At 64.2% G+C, this 19,930-nt stretch carries 20 protein-coding genes; 12 read left to right on the top strand and 8 right to left on the bottom strand.

What is annotated here, in order from left to right:
* Positions 1 to 69 precede the first annotated feature (69 nt).
* A complete protein-coding gene (locus tag ACE3PR_RS05725) occupies positions 70 to 819 on the top strand; it encodes an ABC transporter ATP-binding protein (RefSeq protein WP_374369122.1) in 750 nt (249 codons plus the stop codon).
* Positions 819 to 1,616, top strand: coding sequence for an ABC transporter permease (locus ACE3PR_RS05720; protein WP_374369330.1), 798 nt, complete (start codon positions 819 to 821; stop codon positions 1,614 to 1,616). The genes ACE3PR_RS05725 and ACE3PR_RS05720 overlap by 1 nt, the downstream gene beginning before the upstream one ends.
* Here the strand turns inward: ACE3PR_RS05720 and ACE3PR_RS05715 are convergent.
* From ACE3PR_RS05715 to cobT, 3 genes are all read right to left on the bottom strand, one after another.
* On the bottom strand, positions 1,564 to 2,877 hold the full coding sequence (locus ACE3PR_RS05715; RefSeq protein ID WP_374369120.1) for a sensor histidine kinase: 1,314 nt from the start codon (positions 2,875 to 2,877) through the stop codon (positions 1,564 to 1,566). The two genes, ACE3PR_RS05720 and ACE3PR_RS05715, sit on opposite strands and share 53 nt — an antisense overlap.
* A gap of 111 nt (positions 2,878 to 2,988) precedes the next feature.
* Positions 2,989 to 4,167: a DNA glycosylase AlkZ-like family protein gene (locus tag ACE3PR_RS05710; protein ID WP_374369118.1), complete on the bottom strand. Its 1,179-nt coding sequence runs from the start codon at positions 4,165 to 4,167 to the stop codon at positions 2,989 to 2,991.
* 33 nt (positions 4,168 to 4,200) lie between these two features.
* A complete protein-coding gene (gene cobT / locus ACE3PR_RS05705; protein ID WP_374369116.1) occupies positions 4,201 to 5,226 on the bottom strand; it encodes a nicotinate-nucleotide--dimethylbenzimidazole phosphoribosyltransferase in 1,026 nt (341 codons plus the stop codon).
* 140 nt (positions 5,227 to 5,366) lie between these two features.
* Between cobT and cobS the strand changes: the two genes are divergently transcribed.
* Positions 5,367 to 6,194 (top strand): adenosylcobinamide-GDP ribazoletransferase, encoded by an 828-nt coding sequence (gene cobS, locus ACE3PR_RS05700; RefSeq protein WP_374369114.1) that lies wholly within the window; start codon positions 5,367 to 5,369, stop codon positions 6,192 to 6,194.
* Between the two features lie 13 nt (positions 6,195 to 6,207).
* A complete protein-coding gene (locus tag ACE3PR_RS05695; RefSeq protein WP_374369112.1) occupies positions 6,208 to 6,834 on the top strand; it encodes a histidine phosphatase family protein in 627 nt (208 codons plus the stop codon).
* Here the strand turns inward: ACE3PR_RS05695 and ACE3PR_RS05690 are convergent.
* The 3 genes from ACE3PR_RS05690 to ACE3PR_RS05680 all read right to left on the bottom strand — a co-directional run bounded on the left by ACE3PR_RS05690 (position 6,815) and on the right by ACE3PR_RS05680 (position 8,330).
* A complete protein-coding gene (locus tag ACE3PR_RS05690) occupies positions 6,815 to 7,240 on the bottom strand; it encodes a DUF1284 domain-containing protein (protein ID WP_374369110.1) in 426 nt (141 codons plus the stop codon). The genes ACE3PR_RS05695 and ACE3PR_RS05690 overlap by 20 nt on opposite strands.
* A 7-nt stretch (positions 7,241 to 7,247) precedes the next feature.
* On the bottom strand, positions 7,248 to 7,829 hold the full coding sequence (locus ACE3PR_RS05685) for a biotin transporter BioY (protein WP_374369108.1): 582 nt from the start codon (positions 7,827 to 7,829) through the stop codon (positions 7,248 to 7,250).
* 72 nt (positions 7,830 to 7,901) lie between these two features.
* Positions 7,902 to 8,330: a DUF1810 domain-containing protein gene (locus ACE3PR_RS05680; protein ID WP_374369106.1), complete on the bottom strand. Its 429-nt coding sequence runs from the start codon at positions 8,328 to 8,330 to the stop codon at positions 7,902 to 7,904.
* Positions 8,331 to 8,453: 123 nt separating this feature from the next.
* Here ACE3PR_RS05680 and ACE3PR_RS05675 point away from each other — a divergent pair, with 123 nt between their 5' ends.
* Entirely contained in the window at positions 8,454 to 9,341 is an 888-nt protein-coding gene (locus ACE3PR_RS05675) for a bifunctional transcriptional activator/DNA repair enzyme AdaA (protein WP_374369104.1), read from the top strand.
* A 153-nt stretch (positions 9,342 to 9,494) separates the two neighbouring features.
* The gene (locus ACE3PR_RS05670) at positions 9,495 to 10,220 is read left to right on the top strand and encodes a M48 family metallopeptidase (protein ID WP_374369102.1); all 726 of its coding nucleotides are present in this window, start codon (positions 9,495 to 9,497) and stop codon (positions 10,218 to 10,220) included.
* 37 nt (positions 10,221 to 10,257) lie between these two features.
* Here ACE3PR_RS05670 and ACE3PR_RS05665 read toward each other — a convergent pair whose 3' ends face one another.
* A complete protein-coding gene (locus ACE3PR_RS05665; protein WP_374369100.1) occupies positions 10,258 to 11,034 on the bottom strand; it encodes a DUF4344 domain-containing metallopeptidase in 777 nt (258 codons plus the stop codon).
* Between the two features lie 193 nt (positions 11,035 to 11,227).
* On the opposite strand from ACE3PR_RS05665, the gene ACE3PR_RS05660 reads away from it, so the two are divergent.
* Positions 11,228 to 12,307, top strand: a complete 1,080-nt coding sequence (locus ACE3PR_RS05660) for an endonuclease/exonuclease/phosphatase family protein (protein WP_374369098.1) — start codon at positions 11,228 to 11,230, stop codon at positions 12,305 to 12,307.
* Between the two features lie 120 nt (positions 12,308 to 12,427).
* Entirely contained in the window at positions 12,428 to 14,020 is a 1,593-nt protein-coding gene (locus ACE3PR_RS05655; RefSeq protein ID WP_374369096.1) for a lysine--tRNA ligase, read from the top strand.
* 17 nt (positions 14,021 to 14,037) lie between these two features.
* On the opposite strand, the gene ACE3PR_RS05650 is transcribed toward ACE3PR_RS05655, so the two are convergent.
* Positions 14,038 to 15,759 carry a monovalent cation:proton antiporter-2 (CPA2) family protein gene (locus ACE3PR_RS05650; protein WP_374369094.1) on the bottom strand — a complete coding sequence of 574 codons (1,722 nt, stop codon included), beginning with the start codon at positions 15,757 to 15,759 and terminating at the stop codon, positions 14,038 to 14,040.
* A gap of 225 nt (positions 15,760 to 15,984) precedes the next feature.
* Between ACE3PR_RS05650 and ACE3PR_RS05645 the strand changes: the two genes are divergently transcribed.
* The 4 genes from ACE3PR_RS05645 to ACE3PR_RS05630 all read left to right on the top strand — a co-directional run bounded on the left by ACE3PR_RS05645 (position 15,985) and on the right by ACE3PR_RS05630 (position 19,748).
* On the top strand, positions 15,985 to 17,325 hold the full coding sequence (locus ACE3PR_RS05645; protein ID WP_374369092.1) for a TldD/PmbA family protein: 1,341 nt from the start codon (positions 15,985 to 15,987) through the stop codon (positions 17,323 to 17,325).
* A 45-nt stretch (positions 17,326 to 17,370) separates the two neighbouring features.
* Positions 17,371 to 18,015: a heme ABC exporter ATP-binding protein CcmA gene (gene ccmA, locus ACE3PR_RS05640; protein ID WP_374369090.1), complete on the top strand. Its 645-nt coding sequence runs from the start codon at positions 17,371 to 17,373 to the stop codon at positions 18,013 to 18,015.
* Positions 18,012 to 18,680 carry a heme exporter protein CcmB gene (ccmB, locus tag ACE3PR_RS05635; protein ID WP_374369088.1) on the top strand — a complete coding sequence of 223 codons (669 nt, stop codon included), beginning with the start codon at positions 18,012 to 18,014 and terminating at the stop codon, positions 18,678 to 18,680. Before ccmA ends, ccmB begins: the two co-directional genes overlap by 4 nt.
* Before the next feature lie 342 nt (positions 18,681 to 19,022).
* The gene (locus ACE3PR_RS05630; protein ID WP_374369086.1) at positions 19,023 to 19,748 is read left to right on the top strand and encodes an OmpA family protein; all 726 of its coding nucleotides are present in this window, start codon (positions 19,023 to 19,025) and stop codon (positions 19,746 to 19,748) included.
* The last annotated feature ends 182 nt before the right edge of the window (positions 19,749 to 19,930 follow it).

Below are 19,930 nucleotides of genomic sequence, written 5' to 3'. Positions count from 1 at the left end.
GGGGATGACCTCTTTCCCAGGTGGCACGCCTTGCGCTATTGAGGGTGGCACAGCTTCCGGCACGGCATCATGAACATCGTCCACGTCGAAAACCTGGAAAAGCGCTTCGGCGAGATGGCCGCGGTGGGCGGCATCAGCTTTGATGTGGCGGCGGGCCAGACCGTGGCCCTTCTGGGCGGCAACGGCGCCGGCAAGACCACGACCATATCGATGCTGCTGGGCCTGCTGTTGCCAAGTGCCGGCAGCATCCGCCTCTTCGATTGCGATATCGCGACGGAGCGTGCCCGGGTCCTGCCGCGGATGAATTTCTCCTCGCCTTATGTCGATCTGCCGCATCGCCTGTCGGCGCGCGAGAACCTCACCATCTTCGCGCGGCTCTATGGGCTCAGGGAACCGGCGAAGCGGATCGCGGAACTGACCGAGGCGCTGGATCTGGGCGCGCTCATCGACCGGCGCACGGGCTCGCTCTCGGCCGGGCAGAAGACGCGCGTGGCACTCGCGAAGGCGCTGCTCAACAAGCCGGAATTGCTGCTGCTCGACGAGCCCACTGCCTCGCTCGATCCCGATACGGCGGATTGGGTGCGGCACTATCTCGAAGTGTTCCAGAAGGAAACGGGCGCTGCGATCCTGCTGGCCTCTCACAATATGGGCGAAGTCGAGCGCCTGGCCGATGAGGTGCTGATGCTCCGGCGTGGCAAGATCGTCGATCGCGGCACACCCGACGATCTCATCTATCGCTTCGGTCGGCAGAATCTCGAAGAGGTCTTCCTCGACATCGCCCGCGACCGGCGCGTGGGCGATGCGGCGGTGGTGTCGTGATGGGCTTTTCGCTCAACCGCGTCAATGCCATGTGCCTGCGGCATTTCTATACCATGCGGCGATCCTGGCCGCGGCTGGTGGAAATGGCCTATTGGCCGACCATGCAGATGGTGATCTGGGGCTTCCTGTCGCAATTCCTCGCCACCAATTCCAGCTATATCGCGAATGCCTTTGGCGTGCTGCTGGCCGGCGTCATGCTGTGGGACGTGCTGTTCCGCGGCCAGCTTGGTTTCTCATTGTCCTTCATCGAGGAATTGTGGTCGCGCAATCTGGCCAATCTCTATTGCTCGCCGCTGACGCCGCTGGAGCATATCGTCTCGTTGATCGCGATGGCCTTCGTGCGCGCGGCGATCGGCGTCTTGCCCGCTATGCTGCTCGCCATTCCGTTCTATGATTTTTCGATCTTCACTTTGGGCATCCCGCTCCTCGCCTTCTTCTTCAACCTTCTCATCATGGGCTGCGCGCTGGGCCTGCTGGTCACGGCGATGATCCTGCGCTTCGGCCTCGCAGCGGAGAACATGGCCTGGTTCCTGGTTTTCCTGCTGGCACCCTTTTCCTGCGTCTATTACCCGATCGGCGTGCTGCCGGGCTGGGCGCAGGCGATTGCCTGGGCGCTTCCCTCGACCCATGTCTTTGAAGGCATGCGCGCGGCACTCTTCGACGGTGTTTTCCGCTGGGACCATTTCATGGCGGCTTTGGGCCTCAATGCGGCCCTGATCGTCGCCGGGATCGCGGTCTATATCTTCAGCTTTGCGCGGGCGCGGAAACTTGGGCTGCTGCTGCAGGTCGGCGAGTAGTTTCGCCGAGACAGTCGGGCGGCAGGGTCATGATCGCGGTCGTGCCGATCCCCAATGTGCTTTCGAGATGCAGCCGGCCGCCATGGAGCGCCATGATCTGGCGCGAGAGCGAGAGGCCGAGGCCGGTCCCTTCGTTCTTGCGGTTGAGATGGCTCTCCACCTGCGTGAAGGGTTCGAAGACGCGTTCGAGATCGGCGGCGGCGATGCCGATGCCGTGATCGGCGATCTCGATCACCGGCGACCCGGCGAGGTCGCGATGCCCGCGGATGAGGACCTTGCCGCCCTGGGGCGAGAACTTGACCGCGTTGGAGAGCAAATTGATCACCACCTGACGCAGGCGCCGCTCATCGGCGACGAGATCGAGGCCCGACATGGCATCGAAGGCGAGTGCGACCTCGCGCGCGGCGGCCTGGCCGCGCACCACGCCCACGGCCGAATGCAGCATTTCGTCGAGATGGAAGGGTGCCGGGGCCAGCGTCAAGGCGCCGGCTTCCAGCTTCGAATAGTCGAGAATGTCGTTGATGAGATCGAGAAGATGCTTGCCGCTGCCGCGAATGTCGCCGAGGTAGTCGCCGAGCTGCGGCGCCTCGCGGCCGGAATCGGGCAACCCCAGGAGCAATTCGGAAAAGCCGATGATCGCGTTCAAGGGTGTGCGCAATTCATGGCTCATGGTGGCGAGGAACCGCGCGCGCGAGGCGGCGGCGAATTCGGCGGCATTGCGCGCCTCGTCCAATTGCTGGAGGCGCCGATGCGCCTGTTCGACGGTGAGTTCCAGGAGCCGTGCCATGGTGCCGATCCCCAGGAACCGGCCCTGGCGCGTGATCAGGAAACCGGATTCGATCGCTTCCGCATGCTGCGTCGTGATGAGGCGCTTGATGTCGTCGAGCGGCACCATCTCGTCGACGATGAGCGGCGTGCGATTCATCAGCGGCTGGATCGAGCGCTTGAAATAGACGTCGAACCACAAGGGCTGGGCGAAGACCGAGAGCAGATGATCGCGTTCGACCGCGCCGAAAATGATCCCGTCGGCATCGGTGATGGCAAGGAGCGGCAAGGCGGCATTGCTGCGGAAGAGGTCGAGGACCGTGGCGCCGGTCGCCTCGGGTTGCAGCGCCGGCCCGGGGCTGGCGAGATCGCGGGCGAGCAGGGTGAAGGCACGGGCCCGGTCGGCGGTTTCGGCGACGGAAATTTCGGCCGGACGCAGCTCACTTTCGCTACGCTCCAACATGTCCGGCCCCATGCTCACCTTTGTCTGCAGCATGGAGCCGCTTGTGCCATGGCATCCATGACAACCCGATGACAAGGCTGTCGAAAAACTCACATTATCGGGTGACAATAAGGGGATATCGTCAATCTGGGCGATCGAGGGAGGTTATTCGATCCTGCCGGCCAGCGCTTTCTTGTGATCGCGCTTGATGCTGCTGGGGGCGGTCACCCGGCTGCACCCGGCGATGCGGGCGAAGCGATGGATCCCCATGCGCAAGGCGTCCATCGGCACCGGGTGATAGAGTTCCAGCCCAGTAAGACGCCAATCATCGCCCTCTTTCTTGCCGTCGACGAGGCCGACGATGCGGTCGCGATAGGCAAGCGGCATCGCGAAATAGAAGCGGCGCTGGTCTTCGGGCGTATAGGCTTCGAATTTGTAGGTGAAGCCGAAGAGCTCGGTGAAGCGCCGGCGGCTGAACATCAGATTGTCGAGGGGCGGCACCAGGCGGACGATCTCGTCCGCCGGCTGGTAGCTGGCCCGGAAGGCGTCGAGATCGCTCTTCAAGGCGAGGAAACGGTGATGCGTATCGCCTTCCAGCACCTCGATCCAATCGATCAATTGATGATCGAGCGCCTGTTCGATCAGCTTCCGCGCGACCGGCAGGCCGCCGCCGCGCCACGACCCCACATGATGCGAGACGCGCTCGGCCAATTGCTGCGGCGTCGCCATCTTGAGGACGGCGAGGGCGGAGAGGACGAAGAATTCCTTGTGCTTCGCGCGGTAATCGGCTGGCGGCGTCAGCAATTCCGGCGCCACGCGTTCGGTGAGATCGAACAGGCGGTGGAAATTGCCGGTGCGGCCGGCAATCTGCACCTGGCCGGTATGATAGAGATATTCGAGCGCCCGCGTGGTCGCCTTGATCGTGTTGAAGCCGCCCACCACGCGCTCGCTGTCGAGATCGGCGGGCGAGACGGGACCGTTCGCGGCGATATGCTGTTTCACGCGCCGCATCAGCGGGCGCATTTCCTTCAGGCGCTCCTGATTGACGGCCTTCGCAAAATCCTTGAGGAAGAACGGCACCCAATCGCGTCTGGTGGCAAAGAGCGGGTAATGCGTCTCCAGCATCCCGCGGTCGCGGTAATAGAGCTCGTAGAGATCGGCGATCGGCGCCTCGGTGCGGGCAATCCAGGCGATCTCGTGATTGCGCAGGCCGGTCGAACGGATGCTGTCGATCTGCATCATGCCGAGGCCGACCGCCCGCGGCTTTGCCTGTTCGCGCGACCAGAAGGCCCCACGCAGCCCCAACCGGTCGAGAAGAAAGGCGCGGGCGAGTTCCTGGCTCATGCAGCTCCGGCGAGAATCAATGGTGAACGGAAATCAATCCTTACCACTGACGCCGGCTTCGGCAAAGGTCGCCATGCCGCTGTGGCAGAGCGCGGCTGCGCGCAGGATCGGGATGCAGAGGGCGGCCCCCGATGCTTCGCCAAGGCGCATGCCGAAATCGAGGAGTGGCTTCTTGCCGATCTTTTCAAGAAGGCGGCGATGGCCGGGTTCGGCCGAGCAATGCGCCACGACGCAATGATCGAGTGCCGTGGGATCGAGCTTCAGCAAAACCGATGCCGCGACCGTGGTGGCGAAACCGTCGAGCAGGACCGGCACGCGGCCCATGCGCGCGGCGATCACGGCGCCGGTGATGGCGGCAAGCTCGTGCCCGCCCAGGGCCGCGAGGATCGCCAGCGGATCGTTGAAGCTCGCTTTGTGTTTGGCAAGGCCCAGATCGATCACCTCGGCCTTCCGGGAAAGCTGAGCACCGTGGACGCCGGTGCCGGGACCTGCCCAATCGGTGCCAGTGCCACCGAACAACGCGGCAGCAAGCGCGGCGGCGGCGGTCGTGTTGGCAATGCCCATCTCGCCGAGGCAGACGAGGTCGACGCCCGGCTCCACCGCCATCATGCCATAGGCCATGGCGCGCGCCGTTTCGATTTCGGACAAGGCGGACCTTTGCGTGAAATCCTGGGTCGGTTCGTCCAACGACATTTCATAGACGCGGAGATCGGCATCGGCATTCTTGCAGAGCTGGTTCACCGCGGCTCCGCCATGGGTGAAATTCAGAACCATCTGCTTGGTGACGGCGGCGGGAAAAGCCGAGACGCCGAGTTCGGCGACGCCGTGATTGCCGGCAAACACGGCGACGCGGGGATGATTGATCGCAGGCGGTGTGCGCCCCTGCCAGGTGGCCAGCCAGGCGGCAAGTTCCTCCAACCGGCCAAGAGCACCGGCGGGTTTGGTCAATTGCCCCTCGCGGGCGGCGGTTTCCGCCGCGGCGGCTTGATCCGGCCCCGGAAATTCAGCGATGATTCGCCGCATTTCCGCAAAAGTCGCCATCGATCGGTTGTCCAACATCTCGCCTTGCTCCACAATCATGCCATGCATGCAGTCATTTTTCCGTCGCCGACCCCAGCCAGCGGCGCCCCAGATAGCGGCGGCTGTCCTATAACCCGCCGGCCTCCAACCCGCCAGTATCCTGGGATCCAATCTCGGCCATGACAGATACCAGCCCATCCCCCGCGGAAGACCCCAATCCGGGCGCATCCGGCGGCCCTGACCGACAGGCCCGGGCCGGCAGCGCGCTTGCGGCCTGGCAGCGCGATTTCTGGCTCTGCCTCGGTTTTTTCACCCGCCTGCCGGTGAAAGCGGTGGATGGGTCGCTCAGCGATGCCGTGCGCGCTTTTCCCCTGGCCGGCCTGATCGTCGGCCTCATCGGCGCGCTGATCTATTATCTGGCGATCCTCATCGACCTCTCTCCCCTGCTGGCGGCACTGCTTGCCGTGGCCGCGACGGGGATTGTGACCGGCGCTCTCCATGAAGATGGCTGGGCCGATGTCTGCGACGCCCTGGGGGCCCGGGGCGGTGTCGAAAAACGCCTGGAAATCCTGCGCGACAGCCGGCTCGGAAGCTATGGCGGCTTGGCGCTCATTTTCGCGACCGCCATCAAGGTCTCGGCCCTGGCAGCCCTCGGCGCGCCGGAATTGGTGGCTGGCGCCCTGGTCGCCACGCATGCGCTGGCGCGCGGCGTCCTGCCGCTGGTCATGAGCCGGATGGGATTGGCGCGCAGCGAAGGATTGGCCGCGCAAGCGGGCCGGCCCAGCGTCACCGCCGCCAATTGGTCGCTGGCGATCGCCCTTATCATCGCCGTCATCGCCATCGCTCCGGTGGCGGCGCTGGTCGCCCTGCTGGCAGCGCTTGCGGCCACCTGGCTCATCGCCAAACTGGCGCAGAAGAAATTCGGCGGCTATACCGGCGATGTTCTGGGCGCCGTCGAGCAGGTGGCGGAAATGGCGATTCTCATCAATCTGGTCACGCTCATCTGAATCGATCTCGATTATGGATCATACGGAAACCAAACTCTGGCTGGTGCGTCACGCGCCGGTGATCGGCGCCCATGGCCGCATCTATGGCCAGGACGATTACGACGCCGATTGCAGCGACGATTCCACCTTTCGCGGCCTGGCCACGTTTCTGCCGATGGAAGCGATCTGGGTGGCCACACATCTTCGCCGTACGCATCAGACGCTGGCCGCCTTGCATCGCGGGCAGGGACGCGATCCCCTGGCGCCGCTCATTGAACCGGATCTGGTCGAGCAGCATTTCGGCGATTGGCAGGGCCTCACCTATGCCGAACTCGATGCCACGCGGGACGGTGCCTATCACCGGTTCTGGCACGCCCCCGCCACGGAACGGCCGCCGAATGGCGAAAGCTTTGCCGATGTGGTGGCGCGGGTTGAGAAAGCACTGCTGCGCCTCACTTTGGCGCATGCCGGGAATGACATCGTCGTGGTGACCCATGGCGGCGCCATTCGCGCGGCACTGGCGGCTGCGCTCAATATCGAGCCGGAACGCGCTCTCGGCTTCTCGGTCGATAATTGCTCGGTGACACGCCTCGATCACATCGAGGGGCAGAGCTTCGGCGCCGCCTGGCGCGTCGCCTTCGTCAACCGGCGCGCAATCTGATTTCGGGAAATTCGTTATTGGCGATCTCGGTACAGAGGTCGTGCCATTCGCAGGAATGACAGGCCGCGCGTGTCGCACCGTCGCGGAAGGCCGCGCGCCATTCCGCCAGAAGTGGCGGATTTAGTGTCACGCGAGCGCCGCTGGCGAGAGGTCGATCAAACTGGCGGCTGATCGCGGCCAGCGCCTCCGCGTCGCGGACGAGGACGCTCTCGTTATGGCAATGCGGCTCTTCGTCTGCGAGAAGCGGGGCGCAGACATCGTCCGGTCCATCGACCAGTTCGATGTCCTCGCCCCGCCCCAGCCGTTCGCAGATACGGTCGAAATTCTCGGTGAAGGCTGTGCTGTATCCCTTGCCCACGTAAGTGAGCATGCAGAGCAGGTGATGCGCGCGCAGTCTGACCGTCACGGGTTGCTTACTGGCGGGTGAGACGCTGGCTCGCCTTCACCGTCAACGCGGCGAGGGCCGATTTCAGGATGCCGCCCAGGATGAACGGAGTGACGCCCAAAGCCAGCGCCTTCTCGAGGCCAATGAGCGAGGCGAGGTAGGCACCGCCGATCGCCAGGCAGAGCAGATTGGCAAACAGCATCACGCCGAAGGCCACCGGCAGGGAACGGGTGAAGCCGCGCTCGGCGAGATAGCCCACCGCCGCACCCATGATCGGGAAGGCAACGAGATAGCCCAGGGTCGGGCCGGCAAAATGCGCCAGGCCACCCGCGCCGCCGGCCAGGACCGGCAGACCCAGCATGGCTTCGCCGAGCCAGGCAAGGATCGTGACGGCACCGAGGCGCCAGCCGTAGAAGGCGCCGACCAGCGTCACGGCGAAAGTCTGCATGGTCATCGGCACCGGATACATCGGCACCTCGATCCAGGAGGCGAGGGCGAGGAAGAGCGTGCCAAGAAGCACAGCGCCGATCCGGAAGGTTCTGGAGCGGGTTTCCAGGCGCAGCGGGCTGAACGAAGTGGCGCGGAGGGTGGCCGAGGAAATCTCAGTCATGGCGGGTCTCTTCAATGGATTTGGGTAAAGCCTAGATAATTGACCGGACGCCCCCTGTCGAGGCGGCAATCGCTAGAGCCGAGCGAGGGTGCCTGGATGCGATTCGCCGCCGAAAAACCTCTGCAGGGCGGTGTGAAATAGCGCCCGATCGGCCGGATCGGTGGCGGCGGCCTGGAACAAGGTCATGGAAGCCTGGAATTTCACGTCGTCAGGCGACCCGAAGATCTCATGGACCGAGCGGCCGGTGATGGCGTTGACCAGAGTGGTGCATTCCCGCAGCCGCGCCCCCAGGATCGGATCGGCGAGATAGGCTCGCGCTTCCGCGAGATCGGCGATGGCATAAAGGCGGGACATTTGGCTGAAGCCCAGCCCGGCAATCTGCGGGAAGACGTACCACATCCAATGACTGGATTTGCGCCCCTGCCGCAATTCCGCGAGCACCCGCGCATAGACGGGGTCCTGGACGGCGATGAAGCGGTGTAGACTGGCGGAATCCGGCATCCCGGAAGGATAGCGCAGGCCTTGCCGGGCAGCGCAAGGGCCGGATAGCGGGTTCGGGTGCTTCGGCTAATCTGATGGCAGGATTCACGAGACATGGTTCGCATGAGAGGGAAGCCCGCCAAGATGACCGAGATCCAGACTGACCTCATCGGCCGCACCACGGCCTATATCAAAGCCCGCCAGGAAGACGAGGCCGACGGCCCCGTGACTCTGGAGGAACTGGCCAGCCATTGCGGCTTGTCGCCCTGGCATCTGCAGCGGAAGTTCAAGAGCGCCATGGGCGTCAGCCCCCGCGAATACGAGGAAAGCCTGCGCCTGGAACGCTTCAAGAAAGGCCTCCGGAGCGGTGCCGGTGTGGCCGCCGCGACCTTCGAGGCCGGCTTCGGCTCCTCGAGCCGCGTCTATGAACGGGCGGGTGCCGCCCTCGGCATGACGCCTGCCAGCTATGCCGAAGGTGGGAAGGGCGCCGAGATCCGTTATGCGATCGGTGAATGCCATCTGGGCCTGGTCCTGGTGGCGGCGACCGAGCGCGGTCTCTGCCGCGTGGAACTGGGCGACGACCTCCTGGCGCTGGAAAGCGAACTGCGGGAGGAATTCCCCAAGGCCAAGTCGATCCTCCGCGACGATGCCGGCCTTGGGCGTTACCTCACCGAAATTCTCCGCCGCATCGCCGGTCAGGCCCCGCGCCGGGACCTGCCGCTCGACATTCGCATGACCGCTTTCCAGCGCCGGGTCTGGTCGGCGCTCACCCGAATTCCCACCGGCGAGACCGCCTCCTACGGGGCGATCGCCCGGGCGATCGGTCAACCGGGGGCGGCCCAAGCCGTCGGCCAGGCCTGCGGCGCCAACCCGGTCGCCATCGCCATCCCCTGTCACCGCGCTTTGCGTAACGATGGGGCCATCGGCGGCTATGCCTGGGGAAGCGAGCGAAAACAGGCCCTTATCACCGCGGAAGCCGCATCGTTAACCGTGAAACCGCAGGGTTCCTCTAAAAAAACAGTAAGCGGTTGAAAGCGACATCAAGCGGGCCGTAGAGTGGTCCCCGGGGGTTGGAGCTTCACCCTGGGGATATGTGGATTATTCTCTACGGCCATGCGGAACGATCAGAAAAATAAGGCAAATTCAGAAAGCCGTGCCAAAGCGGGCGCGGTGCAAAAGGCGCGCGTGAAGCGCAAGCGCATGAGCGAGGCGAGCGACATCCACATGCTCTCTTTCGCGCAGCGCAAAGTGCCGCTGGTGTTCAAGCAGAACGACCGCGCGCGGCGCATCATCCTGCGGCTCGATCACGGCACATCGCGCATCATTGTGGTGCTGCCGAAACGCACTTCGCGCGATGAAGGCAAGCGATTTGCGTTAAGCAACAGGGATTGGATCGAGGAGCGCCTCGATCAATTGCACGAGCCGGTGCCCTTCCTCCACGGCGCCACGATTCCCTTCCTCGGCGCGCCGCATCGCATCCGTCACCGCCCCAATGCGCGCGGTGTGGTCTGGTGCGAACAGGAAGAAATCCATGTCGCGGGTCATGAGGAGCACGTGCCGCGCCGGGTGCAGGACTGGCTCAAGATCGAAGCCAAGCGCGAGATCGAACAACGTGCCATCCAGAAGGCCGAGGCGATCGGCAAGAAGATCAAGAAGATCACGATCCGCGACACCAAGAGCCGCTGGGGCTCCTGCACCAGCGAGGGCGAGCTCGCCTTCTCCTGGCGCCTCATCTTCGCCCCCCGGCATGTGATGGATTACGTCATCGCCCATGAGGTCGCCCATCTCAAGGAGATGAATCACGGCCCCCGCTTCTGGAAGCTGTGCGGCGAGATCTGCCGCCAGGTCGAACCCGCGCGGCAGTGGCTGGAGAATAACGGCACCGACCTCTATCGCTACGGCCGGTTCTAACTCGATATCGTCAGAAAGACGCTGAAACCGCAGCGATCTAGGGCTGTGCCTCGGCAGCAGTGATCCAGGCGGCGATGCGTTCGTCGCAGAGCACGATCTCGCGCCTTTCCGGGTTGTAGAAGGCCTGGGTGCCGCCGCATTCCGTCACCAGCAGCACGCGGCCGCTCGGCATCACCATCTCGGCATTCAAGCGCTCGGCCAGCGCGTCATAGAGCTGGCTGTCGCGCAAGGTCTGCGCGATCGCTTCGTTGGCGGGGTTGAAGACCGGGGCGATCTCGACATAAAGCGGGCCTGAACCGGCAGGCGGCGTCAAACCCGGACCCCGGCGATAGGCGCTGAAGCGGTCGTTCCAGGCGGCGGCTGCCTTTTCGAAAGCCAGCGCGCAGGCGGCGGCCCCTTCGCCGTCGAGCTTCACGCGCCGGCCAAGCTCGGCAAAGGCCACCTGATCGCTGCCGACCAGATGGCAGGCGAAATCGCGCGCCTGTTTCGGGCTGAGCGGCGCCTTCGCTTCCTTCTCGAGACCGGCGGCGAAAGCGAGGAAGGCACCGAGCGCCAGATCAAAATCGGCGGCATCGGCGCCGCCTTGGTCTGCCTGCCTGGCGGCGAGGCGGGAAAGCTGAACCGCGGTGGCGATAGTCTCACTGGATATGTCGACCTCGCCCTGCGTATCGCCGAGCGAGGCGGCGACCGAGAGATAGAATTCGGCGAGGAGGGCACCCAGAACGATGTCATCCTTGGCATCGGCGGCCCGCGCCGGCGCGGCAAGGCTGAAGACCAGGGCAACCCCGGATAGGGCCAAGGCGCCCTTCGCCATTTTCCGCCACCCGGCCATGATCTTTCCATCTGCCCCCAGCTATCGGTCCTATATGCCATGAAAACCTGCAAAATGGCACTGCCCGGAGAATGGGGCGGGACCAACCCGCGCCGCGCCGCCAAAACGGACGGGCTATGCCATATTGTCGCCACGCCCGGTCGCCATATGTGGGAGCGAGGCGGGGCAAGGGGCGATGGATGAGGTGGATGTGAGCGAACAAGGGACGTTGCGGCGCGCGGATATGCCCGCGTCGGGTATTTCCGGGCGCCGCAGGATTTCATCATGGCTGCACGGCCTCTTGTCGGTGGGGGCCTTGGGTCTGGCGGCGGCGGCCTTGATGCCGCTCTTCCATCCGCTTTGGCCGTTGACCGCCGTGGCCGAACATTTCGCCCTTCAGATCTTGGCGGCGGCGATCCTGCTCGTCGTCCTGGCGTTGGCCTTGCGCTGCTGGCGCTGGCTCGCTTTGGTCCTCGGTATCGCACTGATCCAGGTCTGGATCATTCATCCCTATTGGCCTGGATTGAATCTGGTCCTGACACCGATGAACAACGAGGCGCGGTTCAAGATCGTCTCGCTCAATGTCTTCTATCGCGGCGATTCCTATCAATCGGTGCGCGATTATCTGGCGGCGAGCGGTGCCGATGTGATTGGCCTCGTCGAGGTGACGCCGCGCTGGAAGGCGGAGCTCGCGCCGTTGCGTGCGCTCTATCCCTATGGCGTCGATTGCCTCGCCGCCGACCAGCGTTGCGAGGAAATGCTGCTGTCGAAACATCCCTTCACAAAATCCGGCGCGGCGCGCATCGACCAGCGCCTGCCGGTTCTGGCCTGGGGGGAAATCGCTTTGCCGGGACGCAAATCGGTGACGATCGCCGTCACGCATCTGGTTTGGCCGCTGATGCCGGCAAAGCCGGCGGAACTTGCGACCGGTCCATATGAGACCGCGCCCGCGGACGGCCTGCCCCGCATCGCCCAGGCCGAGCAGGCGGCGCAGCTCCTGGCCGGCCTCGCGCGCCTGCCCGAGGATGCGATCCTGATGGGCGATTTCAATGCGGCCCCCTGGAGCCGCATCCAGCAGGATCTGCGCATGGCGAGCGGTTTCGACAATGCCGGCTTTATGGTGCCCTCCTGGCCGGCCTGGGGACCGGCACTCATCCGCCTGCCGATCGATCACATCATGGCGCGGGGGCAAGCCCGCGTCATTTCCCTCGCCGCCGGACCGGATGTCGGCTCCGACCATCTGCCGGTCGAGGCGATCGTCAGCCTGGCCCAATGATCCGGACGCAACCCTGATCCCCAGCCGCTTGCGCCTTTCGCCCTTGCGGCAGGGGGGCGGAATCCCTAGTCTCCGGCGGCTTTTTGCCCTTTTCACACGATTGAGTGCCCGAGACAGGAAATGACCGACGACCGTACCTATGCCCAAGCCGCGCGTGCCTGGCCGTTCGAGGAAGCCCGAAAGCTGGTCGAACGCTATAAAGCAGCAGCGCCGAAAAAGGGCTATGTGCTGTTCGAGACCGGCTATGGCCCCTCGGGCCTGCCGCATATCGGCACTTTCGGCGAGGTTGTGCGTACGACCATGGTGCGCCAGGCCTTCCAGCGCCTCTCGGACATACCGACGCGGCTCTTCGCCTTTTCCGACGATATGGACGGCCTTCGCAAGGTGCCGACCAATGTCCCCAACCAGGAGATGCTGGCCCAGCATCTGGGGAAGCCCCTGACCAAGGTGCCGGATCCTTTCGGCACCCATGAGAGCTTCGGCCATCACAACAACGCGATGCTGCGGGGCTTCCTCGACGGTTTCGGCTTCGAATACGAGTTCCAGTCCTCGACCGATATGTACATGTCGGGCCGCTTCGATCAGGGCCTGCTCGACGTGCTGCGGCATTACGAACAGGTGCAGGAAATCATGCTGCCCAGTTTGCGCGAAGAGCGCGCGGCCAGCTATTCGCCCTTCCTGCCGGTATGCGCGAAGACCGGCCGCGTGCTGCAGGTGCCGGTGCTTGAGACCAATGCGAGCGCCGGCACCATCGTCTATCAGGACGAGGACGGATCGAAGGTCGAAACGTTGGTGACCGGCGGCCGCTGCAAGCTGCAATGGAAGCCCGATTGGGCGATGCGCTGGCATGTGCTGGGTGTCGATTACGAAATGTCCGGGAAGGATCTCATCCCCTCGGTGCAGTTGGCCAACAAGATCTGCCGCGAACTGGGCTCGCCGCCGCCGGAAGGTTTCAATTACGAACTGTTCCTTGACGACAAGGGCCAGAAGATCTCGAAGTCGAAGGGCAACGGCCTCAGTGTCGAAGAGTGGCTTGAATATGCGCCGCCCGAGAGCCTCGCCTTGTTCATGTACCAGAAGCCGCGGGCGGCCAAGCGCCTCTATTTCGATGTCATCCCGCGCGCGGTCGACGATTATCTGACCTTCGTCGAAAAGTTCGAGGAAGAGGCGCCGGCACAGAAGCTGGAGAATCCGGCCTGGCACATCCATAACGGCAAGCCGCCGGCCACCGGCAATGGGATTCCGCGCAACGCGCTGTCCTTCGGCATCCTGCTGAACCTCGCCTCGGTCGCCAATGCCGAGACCAAGGAAACCCTGTGGGGCTTCGTCAGCCGCTACCTGCCGCAGGCCAATCCGCAATCGGCGCCGTTCCTCGACAAGATGGTCGGTTATGCGATCAATTATTATCGCGACCATGTGAAGCCGCATAAGAAGTACCGGGCGCCCGACGAGATGGAGCGCAAGGCACTGGAAGAATTGCTGGCCGGTTTGGAAGCCGCTCCCGCCGGGGCCAGCGCCGAGGATCTGCAGAACATCGTTTTCGAGATCGGCAAGAAGCATCCCTTCCCGGAACTCCGCGCCTGGTTCAAGACACTTTATGAAGTGCTGCTGGGTCAGGAAACCGGCCCGCGCATGGGCACCTTCATCGCGCTCTACGGCAAGAACGAGACCGCGACGTTGATCCGCCAGGCACTGGCGGGGAAGATCGGCTAATCGCAAGATCGGCGGAGCTAGTCTTTGCTGATGCGCTCGCCGATCGCGGTGGGCTCGCTGAAGCTATCCTGGTCATGGGCGGCGCGGAATTCGGCGATGCGGGCGGCGAGGTCGTCGTCGCCTTTGCCGAGGCGATTGAGCATCTGACGGCCCATGGCAAAGCCGATTTCGAGATCTTCCGGGATGGCCTCGGTGACGCCGATCTCCCTCAGACGCTTGGCATGCCCGCTATCCCAGGCGCGGGCGATGATGGCCAGCATGGGGACAGCCGCGCGCAAGGCCTCCGCCATGCGCTCGGCCTTGGCCGGATTGTCGATGGCCAGGATCGCAAGGGCGGCGCGGTCGATGCCTGCGGCCTTCAACACGTCGAGCCGGGCGGCATCGCCGAAATAGACCGGGAAGCCGCGGGCACGGGCCGTCATCACGCGCTGCACGTCGAGATCGAGTGCGACGTAGGGAATGCCGATTTCATCCAGCAGGCGGCAGATCGCCTGGCCGACGCGGCCATAGCCGGCCACCATGACATGCTGCGAGAGGCCCTCCGATTCCACCGCGATCGAGCTGGCCTTGCGGCCGCGGCGATCGCGGATGGTGATCGAGATGCGCGCACCCAGCATGGCAAGGAGCGGCGTCAGACAGATGGAAAGCACGATGGCGGCGCTGATCTGATTGGCAAGATCCGGCGGCACAATGCCGCCCGACCTTGCCAGGGCGATGAGCACGAAGCCGAATTCGCTGCCCTGGGCGAGCAGCAAAGCGGTGCGCCAGGTGGTCTCCGCTTTCAACCGGAAGGCATAACCGATCGCCGCCATCACCAATGTCTTCACCAGGATGAGAGCGAAGGTGAGCATCATGATGGTGGCGAGATTGCGCCCCACCGCCGCGAGATCGAAGCTCATCCCCACGGTGACGAAGAAAAGGCCCAGCAGCAAGCCGCGGAAGGGCTGGATGTCCGCCTCGATCTGGTGGCGATAGGGTGTCGAGGCCAGCAGCATGCCGGCCAGGAAGGCGCCCAGACTCATCGACATGCCGGCGCGCTCGGTCACCCAGCCCAGTCCCAGGAGAATGAAGAGGCTGGCGGCAGTGAAGAGCTCGGCATTGCCGGTCTGTGCGATCTGACGGAAAAGCGGTCGGATGAGAAAGCGTCCGGCGAGCGCGATGATGGTGAGGGCGATCGCTGCCTTCGCGAGCGCGGTGCCGAGCGTCACCATGATGTTGCCGCCATCGCCGCCCATCAGGGGAATGAGGGCCAGCATGGGCACGACGGCGAGATCCTGGAACAGCAGGACAGCGACCGCGATGCGGCCGAAGCGGGCCGCCGCTTCGCCGCGATCGATCAACAATTTCAGAACCGTCGCCGTGGAGGAAAGTGCGAAAATGCCACCCACGATCATGGCCGGCTCGGCGCCGAGGCCGAGGAGATGAGCGCCGAGGCCGATGATGATGGCGGTCGCCACCACCTGTGCCCCGCCGAGGCCGAAGACGTAATAGCGCATGGTCCGCAGCCGCTCGATCGGCAATTCCAGGCCGATCGCGAACAGCATGAAGACGACGCCGAATTCCGCCAGCCAGGCGGCATCCTCCGGATCGTCGATCGCGCGCAATCCGAAGGGGCCGATGAGGATGCCGACGGCGAGATAGCCGAGAATCGAAGAAATGCCGAAGCGATGCAGTAGCGGCACGATGGCCAGCGCCGCCATGAGCACGATCAGGATGTCGGTGATGGCATCGCTATGCACGTATCGGGTCCAGGGGCTAATAGAGCGGGCAAATAGGGCGGGCGCGGCGGCGGATCTTTTACCATTAACGCGAAGCGGCCATCGGCTGGCAAGCGGGGCTTGTCTTTTGCGCTGCTTTGTCCCAGCTTGCGGGCCCGAGTTGCAGGCCCGTATTGCAGGCTTGGGCGGGAATGGCCATATGCCGGTTTCCGATCCACCATACGCCCCACCAGACGATCGAGCGCCATGACCCAGATCGACCAGACCAGCCTTCTCGAATCCCTTCTCAAAACGGCCAAATCCGCCGGCGCCGAATCCGCCGACGCGCTCATTGGCCGGTCGATCTCGCTCTCGCTGGGCGAGCGGCTGGGCAACAAGGAAAAGCTGGAGCGCGCGGAATCGCAGGATCTGGGCCTGCGCGTGTTCGTTGGCAAGCGCCAGGCGATTGTCTCGACCAGCGATTTTGCCCCGGCGGCCTTGAAGGAATTGGCCGAGCGCGCCGTCGCCATGGCGCGGGCGGTGCCGGAGGATCCCTATTGCGGCCTCGCCGAGCCCGCGCAATTGGCCAAGAACTGGCCAAAGCTCGATCTTTGCGACAAGACCGAACCCAGCGAAGCGCAACTGACCGAACTGGTGCGCGCCGCCGAGGATGCCGCGCGCAGCGTCAAGGGTGTCACCAATTCGGAAGGGGCGGAAGCCGGCTATGGCCGTTCGGAAGTGGCGCTCGCCACCAGCCACGGCTTCATGGGCAGCTATGCCACCAGCCATTTTGGGCTTTCGGTCTCGGTCCTCGCCGGCACCGGCACGGGCATGGAGCGCGATTACGATTACAGCTCGACCGTCTATCTCGCCGATCTCGAGGATCCGGTGAAACTGGGTGAGGCCGCCGGCAACCGCGCCGTGAAACGGCTCAATTCCACCAAGATCAAGACCGCATCCCTGCCGGTGATCTTCGACCCCCGCATCAGCAATTCCATCGTCGGTCATCTGGTGGGGGCGATCAACGGTGCCGGCATCGCGCGCGGCACCTCGTTCCTGAAGGATTATCTGGACAAGGATGTGTTCGCCCAGGGCATCGACATCCTCGACGATCCGCACCGCGCGCGCGGCCTGCGCTCGCGGCCCTTCGATGGGGAAGGCCTGCCGACCACCGCCAAGAAGCTGATCGACAATGGCCGCCTGACGACCTGGCTGCTCGATTGCCGCTCGGCCCGGCAATTGGGTCTGGTCTCCAACGGTCATGCGGCGCGCGGCACATCGAGCCCGCCCTCGCCCAGTGCCAGCAATGTCCATATGGCGGCCGGCAAGGTGAGCCGCGCCGAGCTCATCGGCGCGATCAAGCAGGGCTTCTATGTGACCGAGCTGATCGGCTCCGGCGTCAACGGTGTCACCGGCGATTACAGCCGGGGTGCCGCCGGGTTCTGGATCGAGAACGGCGAAATCGCCTATCCTGTCTCGGAAGTGACCATCGCCGGCAATCTGAAGGACATGTTCAAGGCGGTGACGCCTGCCGACGATCTGGTCTTCAAATACGGCACCAACGCGCCCACTTTGCGGATCGACGGCCTGACCATCGCCGGGGCCTGATCCGCCGGACGTCACCACAGTTTGGGGAAAGCCTTGGGGGAAGAGGTGAGACCAGCGGAGACGGACCGCGCCGGTGCAGCCTTGCTGCGGGCCGAGAAGCTCGCCTGCCGGCGCGGCGAAAGGCTGCTGTTCCGCGATCTCGATTTCACGCTTTCCGGCGGGCAGGCTTTGCTGTTGCGTGGTCCCAATGGCAGCGGTAAATCCAGCCTTCTGCGTCTCGTTGCTGGTTTGCTGCCGATCGATGCGGGCGGGCTTGCCTGGCGCGGCCGGGACGTCGGTGCGCTGGGGGCCGCGTATCGCGCCGAGCTTGCCTTCCTCGGCCATCTCGATGCCTTGAAGCCGCAATTGTCGCTGCGCGAGAATTTGCAATTCTGGGTCGATCTCAACGGTGCCACGCGCGCCGTCGACGATACGCTCGCGGAAGTGGGGCTGGGGCGCAATGCCGATCTCCCCGCGCAGATTCTCTCGGCCGGGCAGCGGCGGCGCTTCGGTCTCTCGCGCCTGCTGCTGCGGCCCGTGCCGATCTGGCTGCTGGATGAGCCCACCACAGCTCTCGACCGCGACGGCCAGGCTTTGGTGCTGGGGCTTATTGAACGGCATCTCGCCGGCGGCGGCCTCGCCGTGATTTCGAGCCATGATGCCCTGGCGATCGGCGACAGCGTCACCCTGGATCTGGGTGGCCGCTCATGAGGCGGGCCTTCTTCGCCGTGCTCAGGCGCGATCTGGGCCTTGCCTTGCGGCAGGGCGTCGACCTGCTGGCGGTCGTGCTGTTCTTCCTGGCGGCCGGCGTGCTGTTTCCCTTCGCATTGGGGCCGGAACCGGTATTGCTGGCGCGTATCGCCGCCGGCATTGTCATGGCGATGGCGGCTTTGGCCGCTTTGCTGTCGCTCGACCGGCTGTTTGCCGGGGATTACGAGGATGGCAGTCTCGATCTTCTTTTTCTCTCGCCGCTCGCTTTGGAACTCGTCGTCATGGCCAAGGTCCTGGCCCATTGGCTGACCACCGGGTTGCCGCTGCTGGTGGCGGCCCCGATCCTCGGCTTCCTGCTACAGCTTCCGACCGCCCTCTATCCGATTTTGCTGCTGGCCCTTTTCGGGGTGACGCTCGCTTTGTCGCTGTTGGGCGGGCTGGGGGCCGGCCTCACCTTGGGTGCCAGGCGCGGTGGAATCCTGCTGGCCTTCATCGTTCTCCCCCTGTTCGTCCCGATCCTGATCCTCGGCATGGGGGCTGTGTCGGCGGTGGGGCTGGGCGAGAGCCCCGTTGCCGCCCTGCAACTCCTCTTGGCCCTCGATCTGGTGCTGCTGGCGTTGTGTCCCTGGGCTCTGGCCGCGGCTTTGCGCCAAGTCCTGCGCTGAAGCCGCTTATTGCCGCCAACGGTGCGCCGCAGGACGCATTAGGAATTACAACCTGAAATTGCCCTGACCATTTGATAAAAATGTGACAGTGCACACATATTTGCCTAAAGATCGAACCAAAATGCCTATGGCACCGACAAAACCTGCGATGACGCCGCTTGTGGCGCAATGGCCACAGATGCGGGCATTTTGACACAGGCGACGGCATCGGGCTGAATCAACATGGATTCCACAAGTTGAATCGGCTTATTGTTAATCATCCGACACTCGGTTGGGTGTTGGGCGGATGCGAACCGCGATTCTCGCACCCTTTCACGTGAACGTCCCAGGGGGTTAAAAACCATGAAAAGCTTCAAGCTTCTGCTGCTCGGGTCAGCTTTGCTGGCTGTGACGGCTTGCGCGGCGCCGAACCGCGAACCGGATCTGTCGAACATTCAGGCGAATGTCGACAAGACCCGCGAAGGCGATTTCGGCGAATTGCTCTATCACCTCAACGAAGCCGGCGATAAGTCGCGCGAAGCTGAGGAAATCAAGCAGAGCATCGACGCTGACGCGCCGTATCTCTACACCAACCTGCCGCTGCGCCAGGAAGGCGTGCGTCTGGCGGAAGAAGCCGCCGAGCATCGTGCCCGTGCCGAGGCCGCGCTCAACCGCTTCCTCGACCCGATCCGCGCGCGTCTTGCCTATCTCGAATCGCTGCACGTCCCGCAGGATGTCGGCCCGCAGACCACGTCGATCTATTTCGACACGGGCAGTGCCGCGGTCCGCGAAAGCGAAACCGCTGCGATGACCGATGCCGGCAACTTCCTCAGCCAGTATCCGATCGCTCACGTCCAGATCAACGCCTACACCGACACCGTTGGCTCGACCAATGCCAACGAAGCCCTGGCGCAACGTCGCGCGAAGGCGGTCATGGCGGCGATGGGCAAGGCCGGCGTGCCGCTCGCGGCCGACGTCTCGGTCATGGCCGTTGGCGAAGCCGAGGGTCCGGATGACGCGGAAAACCAAGAGAATCGTCGTGTCGACATCATCGTGCAGCCGCATGGTACCTACAACAAGGGCATGTAAGCCCAAGTTGGCCATCTGCACGATCTGATCGACCGACAAGGTCTGTTGGAAAGAAGCAACCAAGGGCGTCGCCGCAAGGCGGCGCCCTTGGCGTTTTCAGGAGGGGGGATTTCCCTGACTGCGCCACACTGACGCTGGCCCCCACACGGAGTCTGGCCCCGGGCGGGCTGGGCGGGTATAAC

This window comes from Dongia sp. (assembly GCF_041909655.1).
GTDB lineage: Bacteria > Pseudomonadota > Alphaproteobacteria > Dongiales > Dongiaceae > Dongia.
Note: the sequence above shows the minus strand (reverse complement) of the source record. Positions and strands in the feature narration are given on the sequence as shown.